Genomic DNA, 18671 nt, shown 5'->3' on the forward strand with positions numbered 1-18671 from the left:
GCATGCCCCAGGACGACACTCCCGATCTTGCCACGCCGCAGGCGGACAAGGTGGCACCCGAGGCGGTGGCGCTGCGCGCCCAACCGCGCCCGGTCACGCGCCTGAACCGGCGCACGCTGGCGATCCTCGCCGGCGGCCTGTCGGTTGGCGTGATGGGCGCACTGACCTGGTCGCTGCAACCGCAACAACGTGGCGCAGGCGAATCCACCGAACTGTACAACGTGGATCGCGTGTCCAAGTCGGAAGGGCTGGATGCGCTGCCAACGGACTATTCCAAGCTGCCAGCGCTGCCGCCCGACGTGCCGGAGCTGGGGCCACCTTTGCCGGGTGATCTGGGGCCGGCCATCGTCAATTCGCAGCAGCCGGTCGCCGCCACCTATGCCGCGCCGGGCTACGACCCCAACGATGCACTGCGCAAGGAAGAAGAAGCAGCGGCAGCTTCATCGGTGTTCTTCCGCACTGGTTCCCCGCAAGCAGCGCCCGTGGCGCAGTCGCAGGTCGCTGCCGCACCAGGCTTCGCCGCCAATGCCGCTTTCGATCCACTGGCCGCTGGCCCGGCCTCAACGGCGGCCCAGCCTGTTGATCCGACTGCCGTGCAGAACCGGCAAGACCAGAAAGAGGCGTTCCTGACAGGCGGCTCTACGGAAACCCGGAATTCCGGCAACCTGCAAATGCCCACCTCACCGTATCAGGTGATGGCCGGAACGGTCATTGCCGGGGCACTGGTCACGGGCATCAAGTCCGACCTGCCGGGCGACGTGATCGCCACGGTGACGGAACCGGTCTACGACACGAACACCGGCAAGTTCCTGCTGATCCCGCAGGGGGCGCGTATTCTGGGCAAGTACAACAGCCAGGTCAGCTACGGGCAGAGCCGCGTGCAGGTGGTGTGGAACCGCATCATCCTGCCCGATACGTCATCGCTCACGCTCGACAACCTGGTCGGCACCGATCCGGCCGGGTATGCCGGTCTGGAAGACGACGTGGATTGGCATTGGGATCGCATCTTTGCTGGTGCGGCGCTGACCACGCTACTCGGCATCGGCGCCGAGCTGGCCGCGCCGGAGAACCGCCAGGACGGCGATCGCGTCATCATCGCCGGACGCGACAGCTTGCAGGACACGGTGAACCAGGTCGGCCAGGAAGTGACGCGGCGCAACCTCAATATCCAACCTACATTGACCAGCCGACCCGGCTTGCCGGTGCGCATCATCGTCAACCGCGATCTGGTGCTGCGGCCTTATCAGCCGTTGTTCTTCAACAAGGGGACTTCTCGATGAGCACGACCAGGAAACTGCGGCTGGGGCCGCTACCCAAGACCGAAAGCGTCAAGCTGACCTTCGCTTGCCCGGCCAACTTGAAAGCCGATCTCGACCGCTACGCCGCGCTGCATGGGCAGGCGTATGGCGAGGCGGTCGATGCCTCGACGCTGATCCCGCACATGCTGGAGGCGTTCATGTTGGGCGATCGAAACTTCAAGCGGCTCTCAAAGTGAGGGATTGACACGAGAGCAGCTTAGGCAATCAGCGATCAGGATGGTTGCCCATCAATAGGCGCGTTGCTCGGTTGCAGTCTAATACTTTGGAGCACCTGGATTTCCTGGTTTCCGCTGTAGTCCTGTTGACTCCACGAGGGCACCGATGCGTAGTGCCGAAAAGTTTGCTTGAATTCCTCTTCCTCGAAGAATCCCAAAAGGTTTCCATCATCTCTCTCGGAGAAAGGCAGGGCATAGACGTACATGTAGCACCCCAGTCGGAATTCGCACAAGACATGGGGCATCTTCGAATGAGGCTCCTTGCGGATGTATAAAGTGATCTGGGCCGATGGGTCGGGAGGGAGCATTACCACTGCAGCGGCTATCTTCGGCAAAGGAGTTTCGGAAAATTCGCCATAGCGTACCCAACGGATCGTTTTCGCCAGTGCAGGAAGTTCTTGTTCTGGAATAACAGATAGGGCGATCTTGCTCAGAGCGCGGTAGAAACTCTGTGGGACTATGGGTTTTCCCGTTCCTAGTTGCGCAGTCAGTACACCGGAAGCATCCTCAGAGATTTTCTCGGATACAACGACCATCATCTTGTCGTTGTTGCCATCACGGAACAGCCTGCCCCCTGGGAATTTAACAGTAGGCAATGACCCGCGAGCCTCAATGCCGAGAAACACCCGCTGGATATTGAGAAGCTCGACAAGGGTGGGCTCGATCTTGTCTCCGAAGTACTGATTGCAATCGTCACATTCGTCAGCGAGCTTGAGGTACTTGTTGCCCAGTGCGGCCAGAATGGCATGGGCCTCCTTATTGAATTGTGCTCCAGTCTTCCTTGAGTTGCCACAAAATCGACAAGTTCTGTCTGCCTTCTTGGCATTGCCGATGTTGAAATGTTTGTCGGTTCGAGGCATGCACAAGTCATATTTCTCAAGCAAGCGCCCGAAGACCTGCAAGTGTTCATCTAGAGGTTGCTCTTGCGGATGATTGAGCTGGTGCAGTACCTGCTCATAGCGAAATTGCTCAGCCGTTGAGGACGGCGGCGTTGGCAGGAGCAGGAAGAACTCCCCGTCAGGCATGTCGTCGAGCATCTTGCGCAAGCGGAACAGATGTGGCGTTTTAGCCGCATGCCGATCGACGTAATCGTGGACCTTGTTCCTGAGTTCTGGCGTTGCGCACTGGATTGTGTCGATCGAAACCTTTGGAGGCTCGACTTTGCCAAAGATTGACGCAAAGTCGATCACTGGCCCGGCCGCTTCGGGGGTAAAAGTGACGATCAAGCCACTCGTCCCGCGCTCAGTCATGAACGTCCAATGAAAGCCATGACTAACGCCTGTTTCGGTAAACAGCACACCCGCCGCTTCCAACGCTTGACGGATGGCAAGCGCATTGTTTGGTATAGGACTGCGCTGCCCGCGTTCGAAGTCAGCGATCGTGGAGATTGCAACCCCTGCCTTGGCGGCGAGATCTTGCTGCGACCAGCCGAGCAAGCTGCGCGCGGCACGAACTTGCTCCGGTCTTGGAATGGTTTCTGGTGCCATAAAACACGATGTCAGTTAAAAAATATGACATCAATTATTCTATGGAAGAGTTTGGGAGTCAAGCCATGGGTCAAGCTGGGATGTGAAGAACTGGGCTATGCTGACAACCTGCTGTTCGCAATGTCCATCGGTTTTCGATACCGATGCAACGCGACATGGCTTGCCACTGCGACGCTCCTATGTGGCTCCTAGACCATGAAGTCGCACCTCTGCAAAGCAGCCTAAGAACGAGCTAACCTGCTGTCTCATATACAGTTTCAAGTTTTGCGTGAGCTGCATGAAAGACTTGACACAGGCCATTTTTTGGGGGCCTTGACCCTGGCCTGGGCCTGGGATGCCTTGATCCTGCATCCCATGGCCGGCGATGCGATCTGGGTCGCCCGTAAGCAGGGCATCTACCTGACTGGCATCTGGGCCATGGGCCTGATGTCGCTGGTGATGATGCTGGCAACCCGGCCTGCCTGGCTGGAATCCACGCTGGGCGGCATGGACCGTATCTACCGCCTGCACAAATGGGCCGGCATCCTGGCCATCAGCCTGGGCATCGCCCACTGGCTGCTGGAACTCGGCGGAGGCGTCCTGCGCAGCCTGGTCGGCGCCGCCGTCAACAAACCGCCCAAAATCGCCGTGCCGGACTTTCTGCAATCCAGCCACGGGCTGGCCAAAGACATAGGGGAATGGATCATCTACGCCCTGATCGTCTCGCTGCTGGTCACGCTGTGGAAAGCCTTCCCCTACAAGTCCTGGCGCATCTTGCACCGGGTCATGCCCTTGTTCTACCTGGCGCTGGTGTTTCACACCGTCGCCCTGACACCGGCGGCCTGGTGGCTGCAGCCCCTAGGATTCATCCTGGGCGCCCTGATGCTGGGCGGCAGTCTGGCGGCTATTCCGGCCCTGCGCCAGCGCATCGGCCAGCGCCGCCGCCATGCCGGACGCATTGAATCCGTACGCCAGCTGGAAAGCGGCATCACCGAAGTCGTGTGTGCCATGGAGGCCAGTTGGCCCGGTCATCAGGCGGGGCAATTCGCCTTTGTGACCTTTGACGCAAAAGAAGGCGCCCATCCTTACACCATCGCCAGCGCGGCGCAGGCGGGACGTCTGCGCTTTCAGATCAAGGCGCTGGGCGACTACACCCGCACCCTGGCGCAAAGCCTGCAGGCAGGCCAGCCCGTTCACGTCGAAGGCCCCTATGGCCGCTTCGACCACCGGCACGGCCAAGACCGGCAGGCCTGGGTGGCCGGCGGCATCGGCATCACGCCTTTTCTGGCCTGGCTGGAATCGCTGCAGACCCGCCCCGAGGCCAGCCCGCACGTGCAATTGCACTACTGCGTGCGCGACGCAGCGCGCGATCCTTTTGTCGCCCGCCTGCACGAACTGTGCTCCCCGCTGCCGCACATCACCTTGCACGTGCATGATGCCAGCGCCGGTCAGCGCCTGGATGCCGGCACACTGCACCAGGCCAGCCAAGCGCAAGCCGGCGAAGCCATGGACGTCTGGTTCTGCGGCCCCGCCGGGCTGGCCCGACAACTGGAATCCGGTCTGCAATCCAGGGGCCTGAAGGGTGTCTCTGTACACCGGGAGGCGTTCGACATGCGCTAAAAGAATTTATCGTATAATGATCGACTTGGCTGGATTATTCCAGCCCGTCACCGGCGCAATGGCAGAGTGGTGATGCAGCGGACTGCAAATCCGTATACGTCGGTTCGATTCCGGCTTGCGCCTCCAGATTTCATGCGGCTTTCCAGTCAGCGAAAGCCCTGCGGCACACCCGCAATCAGCCCCCCCCCCCTGAACACTAAGGTAAAGACCCCCGGATTCCTGCCGTAGATCTGTCATAGCCCCCACCGAGGCCGACTGATCTACTGGGATTTTCCGCTGGACTTTGCCATGATGCCGCTCGAAGCGCTCTCCTCCGTCTTGCCCGCTGCGACCGATCACTCGCCCGCAGAGAGGAAGACTGTCGCCGGCGTCACGCACCTGGCGCCGCCACTCTCGCCGCTCTCCGCCCAAAGCTCGATTTCAAATCTGGGCCGGACGCTGTCCAAGACCGGCGCGGTCCAGAGCCGCTACCAGGATATCGAAGACAGCGATCTGCCCGACGGGGCCAAGAGCCTGTTGCGGATGATCCGGGATCTGCGCGAGATGTTGAACCGGCTGGCGCGTGAATTGCAGCAAGTCCAGGCCGACAAGCAGATGCCTGCCGAAACGAAGCGGGTCCGTCTCTTGCAGCTGCAGGCGCAGATATCGGCGGTGAACAGCGCCTTGGTACAGGCCACCCAAAAGCTGGCCAGCCTGATCCGGAATGCAAGTCTGGATCAGGCCCAGCAAATGACGGCGGGGCAACTGGCGCTGTAAGGACAGGACGCGCGCCGCCGCTATCCCACTCAGCAAAGGGCCTGTGCCGCTAACGGCACAGGCCCTTGTATGACACGTTGATCAACGACGCGGCAATAGCGCCACTGGACGGCGCGGCGTATCGGACAAGACCACACCGCCGGCACCGCATCCTGATCATCCACGCGGAAGGTGCCAACCAGCGCTGCCAGCGTGTTGGCCTGGTCCTGCAGGCTGGCAGCGGCAGCAGCGGATTCCTCGACCAGGCTGGCATTCTGATGGGTCACGTCATCCATCTGCGTCACTGCCGTATTGATTTGCTCGATCCCGGTGGTCTGCTCATGATTGGCGGCATTGATTTCGCCATGATGTCGGTCACGCGGTTGATGCCCTCCAGGATTTCCTGCGTCGCCTTGCTGGCGCTGGCAGCCTGTTGATTGCCCTTGGTGGTGGCCTGAACCGAGGTCTCGATCAGGCCGCGAATTTCCTTGGCCGATGAGGCGCTACGCTGCGCCAGGGCGCGGACTTCCGCCGCCACCACAGCAAAACCCCGCCCTTGCTCGCCCGCCCGGGCGGCTTCTACCGCGGCATTCAAGGCCAGGATATTCGTCTGAAACGCAATGGAGTCGATCACGCCGATGATCTCAGCCACTTGCTGGGACTTGGTATTGATTTCACTCATGGTCGTGACCAGCTCGTTCACCGCGGCATTCCCGACTGCGGTGGTCTTGGCGGCCGTCGACGCCAATGTGTTGGCCTGTTGGACATGATCGGAGTTCTGCCGCACCGTCGCGGTGATTTCTTCCATAGTGGCGGCGGTTTCCGCCAAAGAACTGGCCTGTTCCTCGGTGCGCGAGGACAGGTCCTGGCTGCCGCTGGCGATTTCCGTCGCAGCCGTCTGCACGGAATTGGAAGTCGCACGGATACGCACGAAGACGGTGGAAATCTTGTTGGCGAACAGGTTGAAGGCGCTGGCGATCTGAGTCAGTTCGTCCTTGCCGGATTCCCCGAGACGCCGGGTCAGGTCGCCATCGCCCGAAGCGATATCCTGCAAGGCATCACGCACCTGGATCAGACGGCCCAGCTGCTGGCGCACGAATCCGCCCATCAACAAGCCTGCCACCAGCACGCAGGCCAGAGTGATCATGACTGCCAGCCAGAGCAGCCGATTCAATGCTGCGGTGGCCTCGGCCTGATCCACGCTGATCCCCAGCACCCAGTGCGTTCCAGCGACACTCATCGCATACAACATCTGCGGCACACCACCGATCAGCACCACTTGATGTCCGCCCTGCTTCGCCAGATCGGACACCAGTTCAATACTGAGGTCCGAGGACAAATCCGTGATCGGCTTGAGCGTCAGATCCGCATCCGGATGCGCCAGAATCTTGCCGGTGCTGGCATCCACCAAAAAGGCGAAGCTTTTTTCATAGGGCCGGATGTCGGCGATTTTTTTGATGACCGACTGCATCGTCATGTCCGAGGCGACAACGGCGACCGTCTTGCCGCCCTCTACGACAGGCTCTGCAAAGCTGAGGGTCAAATCTCCCGTCGCCGCATCGGCGTAGATCGGGGTGACCACAGGCCCGCCTGCGGCGGCAGCCTGTTTGTACCAATCGCGCTGCGTACCGTCGTAGCCATCCGGTTGTTTGCGGGTAAAGCCGTACGATTTATCAGCCCGCACAAAGTAGGCCAGATCCAAGCCCGCTTGTTCGGCAGCTTTCAACAGGGGGACAGGGTCCTCTTGTGGCAGCGCCAGCCTGATAGAGTGAGTGATCTGCTGTTTGTCCTGCACCCATTGGGTCAGTTCCCCCGCATAGGTCCTGGCCAACCGATCCGTACCGGCATCCAGAGAATCCAGCACGATGGATCGCACCACCAGAAACACTGCTGCCGTCAGGATGATCAGGGATAGCGAGACGATCAGGACACTGACACCGGTCAGGCGGGCACGCAAACTATTGAACATGAGAAGGGCTGCCTCGAAAGATTTGGTATAAGGTTCCAAATCATTCTAATCAGCCCTCGAAAGCGAGATCGGGTAAACAGATACCCCATTCACCAGTAATACGCGTCTTTTGCCGCCATCAAGCCGGCAACGCCGCCATGGCCTGCGCAATTGCCGCCGTCAGCCGCTTGGCATAGGGCACGTGCAGGAATTCATTGGGGCCATGCGCATTGGATTTGGGCCCCAGAACCCCGCACACCATGAATTGCGAGGTCGGGAAGCCTTGCAGCAGCAGGTTCATCAAGGGAATCGTGCCGCCCTGGCCAATATAAGCGCAAGGCGCCTGGAAATACTGCTGAGACGCGGCATCCAGCGCCTCCACCAGCCACGGCGAAGAGACGGGGGCATTCCAGCCGCTGGCCACGCCGGGGTCGGGGTGAAACAGCACCCGCGCCTGATAGGGCGCATCCTGTTCCAGCAAGGATTTCAGCGTCTGCGCCGCCGCCACGGCATCCACCAGCGGCGGCAAGCGCAAAGACAGCTTGAACGCGGTGCGCGGGCGCAGCACGTTACCCGCACTGGATAAGGGCGGCAGGCCTTCGGCCCCTGTGACCGACAAGGCCGGCCGCCACGTGCGGTTCAGCATCGCCTGCTGGGGATCGCGGGTCATGGGCAGCACAAAGCCCTGATCGGCCCCGCAGGCCCAGGGGAAACGTTTCCAGACCTCGTCACCCAAAATCCGGGCGGCTTCGCGGGCCTGATCCTGGCGCTCGGCCGGGATTTCGCAATGAAAACTGCCGGGCAACACACGTCCCGTGCCGCTGTCTTCCAATCGTTCGAGCAGATGGCGCAAGATCCGGAAACTGGAGGCCACTACGCCACTGGCGTCGCCGGAATGCACCCCCTCGTCCAATACCTGGACTTCCAGCACCCCCGTCACCAGCCCGCGCAAAGAGGTGGTCATCCAGAGTTGGTCATAGTTGCCGGCCCCGGAATCCAGGCAGACGACCAGCGCGACACGCCCCAGCCGGTCGCGCAAGGCGTCGACATAGGGCAGCAGATCGTAGCTGCCGGATTCCTCGCAGGTTTCGATCAAGCCGACGCAACGCGGACGGGGAACACCCTGGCGGTCCAGCGCCTCGATGGCGGTCAGGGAGGCATAGACGGCATAACCGTCATCGGCGCCGCCGCGACCATAGAGCTTGCCGTCCTGCATGACCGGCTGCCAAGGCCCCAGCCCCACGCGCCAGCCGGAAAATTCGGGCTGCTTGTCCAGGTGGCCGTACATCAGGACGGCATCCCCCTGATCCTGGCGGGTGGCCGGAGCCTCGAAAAACAGCACAGGCGTACGGCCCGGCAGGCGCAGGATCTCGACCGTCAGACCGGCAATCGGCCGGGACTCCAGCCACTGCGCGGCATCGCGCACGACTTGATCGATATATCCATGCTGCACCCAGTCCGGATCAAAGGCCGGGCTCTTGGCGGGAATGGCGATGTAATGCTTCAAGGCGGGGACGATTTCCCGGTCCCACTGCGCATCGACGAATTCTTGTAACGCGATAGGGTCCAGACCCGCGCGAAAAGGAGCATCCATGACGGCTTCCTGGTGTTTTCTGTCAACGTTCATTCTACGCCCGCTACCCGCTGCCAACCCCCTGACGTCAAAGCGGCCCTGAAGATGCGGACGAGCGACTTTCATGCCATCCTTGAGGAACCAGCGATACAAAAGGATTTCGACATGGACGAACAGGTACTGGCTGCCATGGCCCGTTGGCCCAGTGTGCCGGCGGCCTACGGCTGGCTGTCCCTATCCCTGCGGGGGCAGTGGCTGCTGCATCCGCACGGCCAGGGGTGGGGCGCTGCCGCGGAAGAACCCGGCGAGCTCATCAGCAATCCGCAGATCGCAGCCTTCATGAACCGTAACTATCAGTCCGATGAGCAAGGCCGCTGGTTCTTTCAAAATGGCCCGCAACGCGTCTACGTCCGCCTGGACGGAGCCCCCTGGATTCTGCATACCGCGCCGGATCCTCAGGGACAGCTGCTGTTGTTGACCCACACCGGCCAGCCTTACGGACCGATTTCCCACTGGTGGCTGGATGATCATGGCCGCCTGTACACCCAGTCCGGCCGGGGGGCGGGGCTGATTGCCGATCGAGACCTGGCCCAGGTGATCGACACGCTGCGCACGACGGACGATCAACCGCTCAGCGCCTGGCTGGAAGGTCACGCCCCGGATCGGATCCCGGCCGACACGAGGGTCGCCATCCGCTGGAACACCCCCCGCTGCCCGGCGGCGCCGCTGGGCGGCATACAGGCGGCCGCCACGGAAACCACCCTGGGCTTCGTGCGCAGGCCGTCCGACGCGTCTCCTGGGGCTGCACGCTGATCACGCCGGCGCCCATACGCACCATCAGCCGGCACGCTAAAATCGGCACATGAACCCGTCCGCTCCTGCCTTCTACCATCCCGCACCCCGCACGCAGCAATACTGTTCACAATGCGGGCATGTGCTGGCCCACGAAATCCCGCCGGACGACAACCGGATCCGGGATCTGTGCACCCATTGCGGGGCGGTGCATTACCAGAACCCGCGCAATGTGGTCGGCGTCATACCGATCCTGGGTGATCAGGTGCTGCTGTGCCGCCGCGCCATCGAACCGCGCCATGGCAAATGGACGCTGCCCGCCGGCTTCATGGAACTAGGCGAAACCACCGAACAGGGCGCGGCACGCGAAAACCAGGAAGAATCCGGCTCCCGCATCCGGATCCAATCCCTGTATACGGTGATCGACGTGCCCTCGGTCAACCAGGTGCATCTGTTCTATCTGGCCGAGGCCCTGGACGCGCATCTGGCGCCCGGGCCGGAAACTCTGGAAGCCGCGTTCTTCGATCTGGACAGGATCCCCTGGCACGAGCTGGCCTTCCGCACGGTCAGCACGACACTGGAACACTACCTGCAGGACCACGGGACAGACAGCTTCCCGACCCGTCATTACGCGATCGACCTGCGGTTTCCCGACTAGCCTGCCGACCCGAACCGCCTGACCGATACCTCTGCGCCATGTCGATTGCCTGGGTTGAACCGGATGCGCCCCTGCCCGATATCAGCCGCGCCTCGCCCCAGGGCCTGGTGGCTGCCGGGCTGGACCTGTCGCCCGCACGGCTGCAGGAAGCCTACCGCAAAGGCCTGTTTCCCTGGTACAGCCCTGGCGACCCGGTATTGTGGTGGAGCCCCGACCCGCGCATGGTCTTGCGCTGCCAGGATCTGCACATCAGTCATTCCCTGGCAAAACGCATCCGCCAATTCGGGCGCGCACCGGACAACCGCGCGCCCTCACACAGCGCCGCCGGATCGCTATGCGTCACCCTGAACCAGGCGTTTCCCGACATCATCGCGCACTGCGCACGACGGGGCGCCCCCCGGATCAGCCTGGGCGCGGCGCGCCTGGGGCAGCGCGTGGCCGCCTCCGATCACACCACAGAACAGAACGCCACCTGGATCACGCCGGACATCATCCAGGTGTACGCCGCCTGGCATCGGATGGGGCGCGTACACAGCGTCGAAACCTGGATCGACGGTCAGCTGGCCGGCGGCCTGTACGGCGTCAGCCTGGGCCGCTGCTTTTTCGGGGAATCCATGTTCAGCCTGGCGGCGGACGCCAGCAAGATCGCCCTGGCCTATCTGGTGCGCTACCTGCAGACCCAGGGGGTTCCCTGGATCGACTGTCAGCAGGAAACCCCGCACCTGAGCCGTCTGGGCGCGCGCCCTATCACGCGGGCGCAATTCCTGAGCCTGCTGGCCGATGGCCGCGACGCACCGCCGCCCGGCTGGGGGCGTGGCCGCCTGCTGGCCGATGGCCGTCTGCTGGCCGACGACACGCCGCCACCCGCCTGACACCGCCGGTCCGCAGCCCTGGGATGCCTCAGGCCACTGGCGTCAACAGTTGCTGCCGATCTTGCCAGGCGATCAGATTATCGACCACCAGCTGCGACATCTTGCCTGCCGTTTCACGTGTGCCGCTGGCGGCATGCGGCATCAGCACCACCCGGTCGATCACCGCCAGATCGGCGGGCACGCCGGGTTCGCGTTCAAACACGTCCAACCCCGCCCCGCCCAAGGCCCCCGTCTGCAGCAAAGGAATCAGGGCGGATTCATCCACGACGGAGCCTCGGGCGATATTGATCAGCAGCCCCTTGGGACCCAGCGCCTGCAGGACCGGCGCATCCACCAGATGCCGTGTCTGCTCACCTCCCGGGCAGGCCACCACCAGAAAATCCGCCCAGCGCGCCAGTTCGATCAGGGAAGGCTCGTAGTCGCCAACGGCCAGATCCGTGCGCGGCCGACGATTGTGATAGCGCAACGCCATGCCGAACCCCTGGCCGCGACGGGCGATGGCCTGGCCGATCCGCCCCATCCCCAGGATGCCCAGCCGCTTGCCCCAGACCTGGGTCGTCAGCGGGAATTTTCCTTGCGAGACCCAGCCTCCCGAGCGTGCATAGCGGTCGCCTGCAGGAATCTGCCGAGCGCTGGCCAGCAGCAGACCCCAGGCCATATCCGCCACGCATTCGCTGAGCACATCAGGCGTGTTGCTGACCGCAACCCGCCGATCCCGCGCCGCTTGCAGAGGCAGCGCATCACAGCCGACCCCCCAGCTGCAGATCGCCTGCAGCTGGGGCAAGACCTGCAAGGTGTCAGGCGTCACGCCCACCCGGGCGGACGTGACCAGCAGCCGCACATCCGGCGCCAGGGCCTTGAGCCGCGCTTCGGGCGCATCTTCCTGAAACAAGGGCAGCACCCGCCAGCGCGCCGCCAATTGCGCATCGTAATCCGCCCCCAGGGATACCAATTGTGCAAGTTCTGCACCCGCCTGCGTCATACCGTTCTCCGACATCCGATTTTCCAGACCTATGTTGTACGACAACCAGGCCAGACAGTTCAAGCGGCAGGCACTGGTCATCGCCTGTGCCCGGTGTCACAATGAACCGACAGGAATTCCAGCCCCGGCCATGAGCAAACCCAGTGAATCGATTTTCCGCCGCTTGCAGTTCTACACCACGGCAGCCTACCCCTGCAGCTACCTGCCCGGACGCATGGCGCGATCCGAAGTCGCCGCCCCCGCTCACCTGGTGGACGACGCCGCCTATTCACGCCTGATCGAGCAGGGCTTTCGCCGCAGCGGCCTGTTCACCTACCGCCCCGCCTGCGGCGGCTGCCAGGCCTGCATTCCGCTGCGGGTCGAGGTGCGGCGCTTTCAGCGCGACCGCACCCAGCGCAAGCTCTGGCATCGCATGCAGACAGCCCTGACGGTACAGCTGGCGCCGCTGCACTGGGACGCCCGACATTTCGATCTCTACCTGCGCTACCAGCAACAACGCCATCCGGGCGCCGGCATGGACCAGGACGATCAGGCGCAATACACGCAATTCCTGCTGACCAGCCGTGTGCAGACCGAAATGGCTGAATTCCACGATGCGCAAGGCGTCCTGCGCATGGTATCGATCATGGACCGCATCGACCACGGCATTTCGGCGGTCTATACCTTCTACGACCCTGACTGGCATGGCAGCCTGGGCACCTACGGCATTCTGTGGCAGCTGGACTATTGCCAGCGCCTGGGGCTGCCCTGGCTGTACCTGGGTTACTGGATTGCCGAAAGCCGTAAAATGGCCTACAAGTCGCGGTTTCGTCCGCACCAGATTCTTCGGGGCGGCGTCTGGATCGAACCCGCCGCACACTGATTTCCTCACCTTTCAAAGCGCCCATGTCTCTTCTGTTCAACGCCTATCCGCTGGCCCGCGCCGCCCTGTTTTCCATGGACCCGGAACAGGCGCACGAACAGACGCTGCGCATGTTGCAGCGCAGCCACGATTGCACGGCGACACGGTTGCTGACGGCCTCTCACCAACCCACGCTGCCCCGCACCGTCATGGGCCTGCCCCTGCGCAATCCCGTGGGCCTGGCTGCCGGCTTGGACAAGAACGGCGCCCACGTCGATGCCCTGGCTGCTCTGGGCTTCGGTTTCATCGAAGTCGGCACCGTCACGCCCCGCGCACAGCCCGGCAACCCAAAACCGCGCATGTTCCGCCTGCCGCGCGCCCGCTGCCTGATCAACCGCATGGGGTTCAACAATGACGGCCTGGATACGTTCATCGCCAATGTGCAACGCAGCCAGTGGCGCCGCCAGGGCGGCATTCTGGGGCTGAATATCGGCAAGAACGCCGCCACCCCGATCGAACATGCCGTGGACGACTATCTGCGCTGCCTGGATGGCGTCTATCCTCATGCCGACTACGTCACGGTGAATATTTCTTCGCCCAACACCCAGAACCTGCGCAGCCTGCAAAGCCACGACGCGCTAGACGCCCTGCTGGCCGCCTTGCAGGCCCGCCGCCTGGCGCTGGCCGACCAATACGGGCGCCGCACCCCGCTGGTGGTGAAAATCGCCCCCGACCTGCAAGCCGGGGAAATCGACGCCATCGCCGACCTGGTCCCGCGCCACGGCATCGACGGCATCATCGCCACCAACACCACTTTATCCCGGGATGCCGTCCACGGCCTGCCTCACGAAGACGAGGCCGGCGGCCTGTCCGGCCCGCCCGTACACGCCCTGTCGCTGGCCGTGATCCGCCGCCTGCGCGAACGCCTGGGCGCGGACACCGCCATCATCGGTGTCGGCGGCATCGAATCCGGCCGGCAGGCCCTGGAAAAAATCCAGGCAGGCGCCGATGCCGTTCAGCTTTACACCGGCCTGATCTATCGCGGCCCCGCCCTGATCCGGGAATGCGTCCAGGCGCTGGACAGTCTGTAAACCCAGGGGTTTACCCGCATCGATCCCGTTTTCTGAAATCAAACGGCGTTACACTGAATCACGATTCCATCGTGCGTGACGCGCCAGGTACCCCGCGACCGCTACGCTGCTGCATATCCATCTGTTCAGGGTGGCGCCGCCAGTGTATGTGGTCTGACGACCTGCCCTTCCTAGGAGGCAGGTCATGTCGTACACACGCTCCACCCTTACCTCGGAACATCCTCTCCCCCGCCGTTCCGATTCTCCCGATTCCCCCACCCGACGTCACATCCTGCAGGCCGGCAGCCTGGCGGGACTGGCGGTGCTGGGCGTGCCGTTCTTGTCCGGCCGCGCGCTGGCGGCCGACAAAACCCTGAAAATCCTGCAATGGAGCCACTTCGTCCCCAGCTACGACAAGTGGTTCGACGCCTTCGCCAAGGCCTGGGGCGATGCCCACGGCGTGCAGGTGACGGTCGATCACATCAATATCGGTGACCTGGTCACCGCCACCACGTCCGAACTGTCGGCCGGTTCGGGTCACGACATCATCGAGCTGGGGCCGGAAGCCGCCCAATTCACCCCCAACGTGCTGGACATGGCCGACATCAACCAGCAGGCGGCCAAGCAGTTCGGCAGCATCTTCCCCATCATCGAACGGGTGTCCTACAACCCGGTGGTCAAGACCTGGTATGCGTTCTGCCACGGCTGGACCATCGACTGCGGCGACTACCGCAAGTCGCTATGGGACAAGGCCGGCATGGCCAATGGGCCGGATACCTGGCAGCAACTGCTGGACGTCGGCGAGAAAATCCGCAAGGATCAGGGCGTCCAGGTCGGGATCGGCATGTCGCAGGAACTGGACTCGAACATGGTGGCGCGGTCCATCCTGTGGTCCTGGGGAGCCTCCGTCCAGGACGCGGAGGACAATGTGATCCTGGGCCAAGGCGACAACCGCACCCGCGCCGTCGAAGCCGTGAAGTACATGGTGGATCTGTATCACCGCACCATGACGCCCGCCGTCTTTGCCTGGAATGCCGCGTCCAACAATCAGGATCTGCTGGCCGGCAAGGCGTCGTACATCGTCAATTCGATCTCGGCCTACCGCTCGGCCCAGGCAGCCAAGCCGGACATCGCCAAGGACGTGTTTTTCACCGGACCGCTGGCCGGCCCCAAGGGCGACCGCTGGGCCAATGTGCACGTGCTCTACAACACCATCATCCCGAAATTCGCCAAAGCCCGCGAAGATCTGGCCAAGCAGTTCATCCTGCACCTGGCGGAAAACTACGACCAGGCCATGTACCAGAGCAAGCTCTACAACTCGCCCAGCTTCTTCGGCACTGCCGTGCCCGGCGGGGATCGGGGATATGCGGCGGTCCAGGGCGCCAAGACCCTGAAAAACCTGAACGACGCCTGGTTCGCGCACGATCCCTTCAAGCTGGACGGCGAAGCCGACGGCAAGCTGGCCCCCCTGGTGCCGGCCCCCGAATGGACCACCAACCTGGGGCATCCCGGCTATTCCAACCCTGCCGTGGGCGAGGTCTTCAATACCTTCATCCTGCCCAATATGATGGCCAAGGCCGCCCGTGGGGACCTGACGCCGGAACAGGCCGTGGACGAAGCTGCCAAGCAATGCGCGGGCATCTATGAGCAATGGCGCGGCCGGGGCCTGATCGGCGGCAAGAAGGCTTGAATCTGACGATCAAGGAGCGCCCTCATGGCCAGCCTGAACATCGAGCACCTGAGCACCACCTACGACCACGGACGCGTCAAGGCCGTGGATGATGTCAGCCTGGATGTGCCGGATGGCGAATTCCTGGTGCTGCTGGGCGCCTCGGGGTCAGGCAAATCGACCCTGATGCGCACCATCGCCGGACTGGAACACCCCAGCAGCGGCGCCATCCGCATCGATGGACGGCTGGCCAATGAAGAACCGCCGCGCCTGCGCAATATCGCCATGGTGTTCCAAAGCTATGCGCTCTATCCGCACAAGACCGTAGCCCGCAATATCTCCTTTCCACTCGAAGCCCTGAAAATGCCGGCCGCCCAGATTCAGGACAAAGTCCAATGGGCGGCCAATCTGTTCAGCATCGGCCCATTGCTGGGGCGCAAGCCCCGCGAGCTGTCCGGCGGCGAGCGCCAGCGGGTGGCGCTCGCCCGCGCCCTGGTCAGGACGCCCAAGCTGTTCCTGATGGATGAACCCCTGTCCAATCTGGACGCCAAGCTGCGCCATTCGGCGCGCCGGGAATTCAAGCGCCTGCATCAACAAACCGGCATCACGACGCTGTACGTCACGCACGACCAGATCGAGGCCATGGGCCTGGGACAGCGCATCGCCGTGATGAATCACGGCAAGATTCAGCAGATCGGCACACCCTACGAGATCTACCACGAGCCGGCCAATACCTTTGTCGCCCAGTTCATGGGCTCGCCCCCCATGAACCTGATCCCAGCCGGCGACTGGCTGCTGGGCTTTCATCCGGAAGACGCCCGCCTGACCGAGCAGACGGACCTGCCGCAGCATCACATGCTGCCCATCGACATCCAGCAGGTGGAGAACCTGGGGGCCAATGCACTGGTCTACGGAATGTTCACCCCCAACCGCACTGAAATCATCCTGAAACTGCCCGAGCGGCTGGCTGAAGGGCTTGCCGCCGGGCAATCCTGCCTCTTTTGCGTGCCGGATGCCCTGATGCGCCGCTTCGACCCGCGATCCGGCCTACGGGTCCAGGACTGACGCCATGAGCCGATCCCGCGTCACTCTGAGCCTGAGCCAGCGCGACACCTTGCTGGCCATGGGCATGGTGCTGCCCGCCATCCTGTACATCACACTGCTGCTGGGCATTCCCATCGTGCTGGCCGTGATCTACAGCCTGAACGACGTCACCACCGGCAGCCCGGTAATGCGCTACATCGGCCTGGACAACTTCCGGGCGTTGCTGGACATGCCTGATTTTCTGCGCGCCATCAGCAATACCTTCGTCATCACGACCAGCACGCTGGTCGGCGTGCTGGTGCTGGGCACTCTCCAGGCGGAACTGCTGATGCGCCCGACGCGGGGCAAATGGCTGATCCGCTTCCTGATCTTGCTGCCTTGGACGGCGCCGGCATCGCTGAGCGCCATCGCCTGGCTGTGGATGCTGGATTCGACCTTCAGCCCGCTGGATTGGATCTTGCGCGGGCTGGGGCTGCTGGGCCACCCTGGCGCCCTGTTCGGAGATTTCGACAATACGTTCTGGCTGGGGCGCAGCGGCCTGGCGCTGTTTTCCATCATACTGGTCAATGTCTGGCGCTTGCTGCCGCTGGCCACCGTCATCATCCTGGCCGGCCTGAACGGCGTGCCGCGCGACATCCTGGAACAATCCGAAATTGACGGAGCCGGCTATTTCAGGCGTCTGTTCCACATCATCCTGCCCATGCTGATTCCGGTGTTCGGGGTCACGATCCTGTTCACCTTCGTGTTCGTCTTCACCGACATCGTCACCGTCTTCATCCTGACGCGTGGCGGGCCGGCCAATGCCACTCAGGTCCTGCCCACGCTGGCTTTCTTTACCGGCGTGCAAGGCGGATCGCTGGGCCGAGGGGCCGCCACCGCGCTCTTTCTGCTGCCGGTGCTGGCAGCGGTATCCATCGCGGTCCTGTCCATCATCCGCCGCCGGGAGATCTGACAATCATGCGCACCGCCACCCGATCCCCCGCCCGCGCCACTGGCCTGACCATCGCCACCCTGTTGTTCGTAGTATTTTCGGCGCTGCCCTTCTATGTGATGCTGATCACCAGCTTCAAGACCCAGGGCGATATTTTTTCCCCGGCGATCAATCCTTTCTGGTTTTCCGAGCCGCCCACCTTGGATAACCTCAGGCTGCTGTTCTTCCAGACCCAATTCGTGCAGTGGTTGCTCAACACCGTCTGGGTCGGTCTGGCCGTCGTCCTCATCACATTGATTCTGTCCGTACCGGCCGCCTACGGGCTGGCCCGTATCGCAGGCAGCTGGGGCGAAACCCTGGGTATCGGCATCTTTCTCAGCTACCTGGTGCCTCCTACCCTGCTGTTCATCCCTTTTTCCAAGGTCATCGCCTTTCTGGGCCTGCAGAATTCCCTCTGGGCGCTGATCGTCGCCTACCCGACCTTTACCGTACCCTTTTGCACCTGGCTGCTGATGGGTTTTTTCAAGGGTATCCCGCGCGACCTGGAAGAACAGGCCATGATCGACGGCCATAACCGTTTCAGCGCCTTTATCCATGTGGTGTTGCCCCTGGCCCTGCCCGGTCTGATGACCGTGGTGGTGTTCGCCTTTACGCTGTCTACCAGCGAGTTCATCTACGCCCTGGCCTTCGTCACACACAGCGCCGACAAGACCATCAGCATCGCCGTGCCCACGGAACTGATCCGCGGCGACGTCTATCACTGGGGGCCGCTGCTGGCAGGCGCCCTGATCGCCAGCATCCCGATTGCCGTGCTGTATACCTTTTTTATCGACCAGCTGGTGGCCGGGCTGACATCCGTCGCCAGAAACTAAGATCGGTTTTCTTCCAACATCATCGGCCAAACCGGCAAATTTGACTCTATTACCACAATATACA

General features: G+C 62.6%; 18 protein-coding genes and 1 tRNA gene. 14 read left to right on the top strand and 5 right to left on the bottom strand.

The annotated features are described in order from the left end of the window. Positions 1-2: 2 nt before the first annotated feature. Together VDP79_RS02600 and VDP79_RS02605 are read left to right on the top strand one after the other, a co-directional pair. A complete protein-coding gene (locus tag VDP79_RS02600; protein WP_323016673.1) occupies positions 3-1280 on the top strand; it encodes a TrbI/VirB10 family protein in 1278 nt (425 codons plus the stop codon). Then, positions 1277-1495, top strand: a complete 219-nt coding sequence (locus tag VDP79_RS02605; RefSeq protein ID WP_323016674.1) for a DUF2274 domain-containing protein — start codon at positions 1277-1279, stop codon at positions 1493-1495. Before VDP79_RS02600 ends, VDP79_RS02605 begins: the two co-directional genes overlap by 4 nt. A 35-nt stretch (positions 1496-1530) precedes the next feature. Here VDP79_RS02605 and VDP79_RS02610 read toward each other — a convergent pair whose 3' ends face one another. Next, positions 1531-3021: a helix-turn-helix domain-containing protein gene (locus VDP79_RS02610; RefSeq protein WP_323016675.1), complete on the bottom strand. Its 1491-nt coding sequence runs from the start codon at positions 3019-3021 to the stop codon at positions 1531-1533. Positions 3022-3324: 303 nt separating this feature from the next. On the opposite strand from VDP79_RS02610, the gene VDP79_RS02615 reads away from it, so the two are divergent. From VDP79_RS02615 to VDP79_RS02625, 3 genes are all read left to right on the top strand, one after another. Further along, positions 3325-4620: a ferric reductase-like transmembrane domain-containing protein gene (locus tag VDP79_RS02615; RefSeq protein ID WP_323016676.1), complete on the top strand. Its 1296-nt coding sequence runs from the start codon at positions 3325-3327 to the stop codon at positions 4618-4620. 52 nt (positions 4621-4672) lie between these two features. Then, a tRNA-Cys gene (locus VDP79_RS02620) sits at positions 4673-4746 on the top strand. Between the two features lie 162 nt (positions 4747-4908). Continuing rightward, positions 4909-5376: a hypothetical protein gene (locus VDP79_RS02625; protein ID WP_323016677.1), complete on the top strand. Its 468-nt coding sequence runs from the start codon at positions 4909-4911 to the stop codon at positions 5374-5376. Positions 5377-5405: 29 nt separating this feature from the next. Here VDP79_RS02625 and VDP79_RS02630 read toward each other — a convergent pair whose 3' ends face one another. The 3 genes from VDP79_RS02630 to VDP79_RS02640 form a co-directional block, all read right to left on the bottom strand. Further along, positions 5406-5651: a hypothetical protein gene (locus tag VDP79_RS02630; protein ID WP_323016678.1), complete on the bottom strand. Its 246-nt coding sequence runs from the start codon at positions 5649-5651 to the stop codon at positions 5406-5408. Between the two features lie 5 nt (positions 5652-5656). Continuing rightward, positions 5657-7324, bottom strand: a complete 1668-nt coding sequence (locus tag VDP79_RS02635; protein WP_323016679.1) for a methyl-accepting chemotaxis protein — start codon at positions 7322-7324, stop codon at positions 5657-5659. Positions 7325-7442: 118 nt separating this feature from the next. After that, positions 7443-8897 (bottom strand): M20 family metallopeptidase, encoded by a 1455-nt coding sequence (locus VDP79_RS02640; RefSeq protein WP_323016680.1) that lies wholly within the window; start codon positions 8895-8897, stop codon positions 7443-7445. 144 nt (positions 8898-9041) lie between these two features. On the opposite strand from VDP79_RS02640, the gene VDP79_RS02645 reads away from it, so the two are divergent. From VDP79_RS02645 to aat, 3 genes are read left to right on the top strand one after another with little or no spacing between them, the layout of a single operon-like run. Further along, positions 9042-9689, top strand: a complete 648-nt coding sequence (locus tag VDP79_RS02645) for a DUF2946 family protein (protein WP_323016681.1) — start codon at positions 9042-9044, stop codon at positions 9687-9689. 49 nt (positions 9690-9738) lie between these two features. Beyond that, entirely contained in the window at positions 9739-10326 is a 588-nt protein-coding gene (locus tag VDP79_RS02650; protein ID WP_323016682.1) for an NUDIX hydrolase, read from the top strand. A 38-nt stretch (positions 10327-10364) separates the two neighbouring features. Then, positions 10365-11198, top strand: coding sequence for a leucyl/phenylalanyl-tRNA--protein transferase (gene aat, locus VDP79_RS02655; protein ID WP_323016683.1), 834 nt, complete (start codon positions 10365-10367; stop codon positions 11196-11198). Between the two features lie 28 nt (positions 11199-11226). Here the strand turns inward: aat and VDP79_RS02660 are convergent, their stop codons facing one another. Next, complete coding sequence (locus VDP79_RS02660) at positions 11227-12195, bottom strand: 2-hydroxyacid dehydrogenase (protein ID WP_323016684.1); 969 nt, start codon at positions 12193-12195, stop codon at positions 11227-11229. A 115-nt stretch (positions 12196-12310) separates the two neighbouring features. Between VDP79_RS02660 and VDP79_RS02665 the strand changes: the two genes are divergently transcribed. From VDP79_RS02665 to VDP79_RS02690, 6 genes are all read left to right on the top strand, one after another. Further along, positions 12311-13042 carry an arginyltransferase gene (locus VDP79_RS02665; RefSeq protein ID WP_323016685.1) on the top strand — a complete coding sequence of 244 codons (732 nt, stop codon included), beginning with the start codon at positions 12311-12313 and terminating at the stop codon, positions 13040-13042. Positions 13043-13065: 23 nt separating this feature from the next. Beyond that, on the top strand, positions 13066-14112 hold the full coding sequence (locus tag VDP79_RS02670; RefSeq protein WP_323016686.1) for a quinone-dependent dihydroorotate dehydrogenase: 1047 nt from the start codon (positions 13066-13068) through the stop codon (positions 14110-14112). 184 nt (positions 14113-14296) lie between these two features. Then, on the top strand, positions 14297-15781 hold the full coding sequence (locus VDP79_RS02675; RefSeq protein WP_323016687.1) for an ABC transporter substrate-binding protein: 1485 nt from the start codon (positions 14297-14299) through the stop codon (positions 15779-15781). A 24-nt stretch (positions 15782-15805) separates the two neighbouring features. Then, positions 15806-16825, top strand: coding sequence for an ABC transporter ATP-binding protein (locus VDP79_RS02680; RefSeq protein WP_323016688.1), 1020 nt, complete (start codon positions 15806-15808; stop codon positions 16823-16825). Positions 16826-16829: 4 nt separating this feature from the next. After that, positions 16830-17756: a sugar ABC transporter permease gene (locus tag VDP79_RS02685; protein WP_323016689.1), complete on the top strand. Its 927-nt coding sequence runs from the start codon at positions 16830-16832 to the stop codon at positions 17754-17756. 5 nt (positions 17757-17761) lie between these two features. Beyond that, positions 17762-18607, top strand: a complete 846-nt coding sequence (locus VDP79_RS02690) for a carbohydrate ABC transporter permease (protein ID WP_323016690.1) — start codon at positions 17762-17764, stop codon at positions 18605-18607. The last annotated feature ends 64 nt before the right edge of the window (positions 18608-18671 follow it).

It is taken from the genome of Castellaniella sp., from assembly GCF_034675905.1.
In the GTDB taxonomy this organism is placed as follows: Bacteria; Pseudomonadota; Gammaproteobacteria; order Burkholderiales; family Burkholderiaceae_B; genus Castellaniella.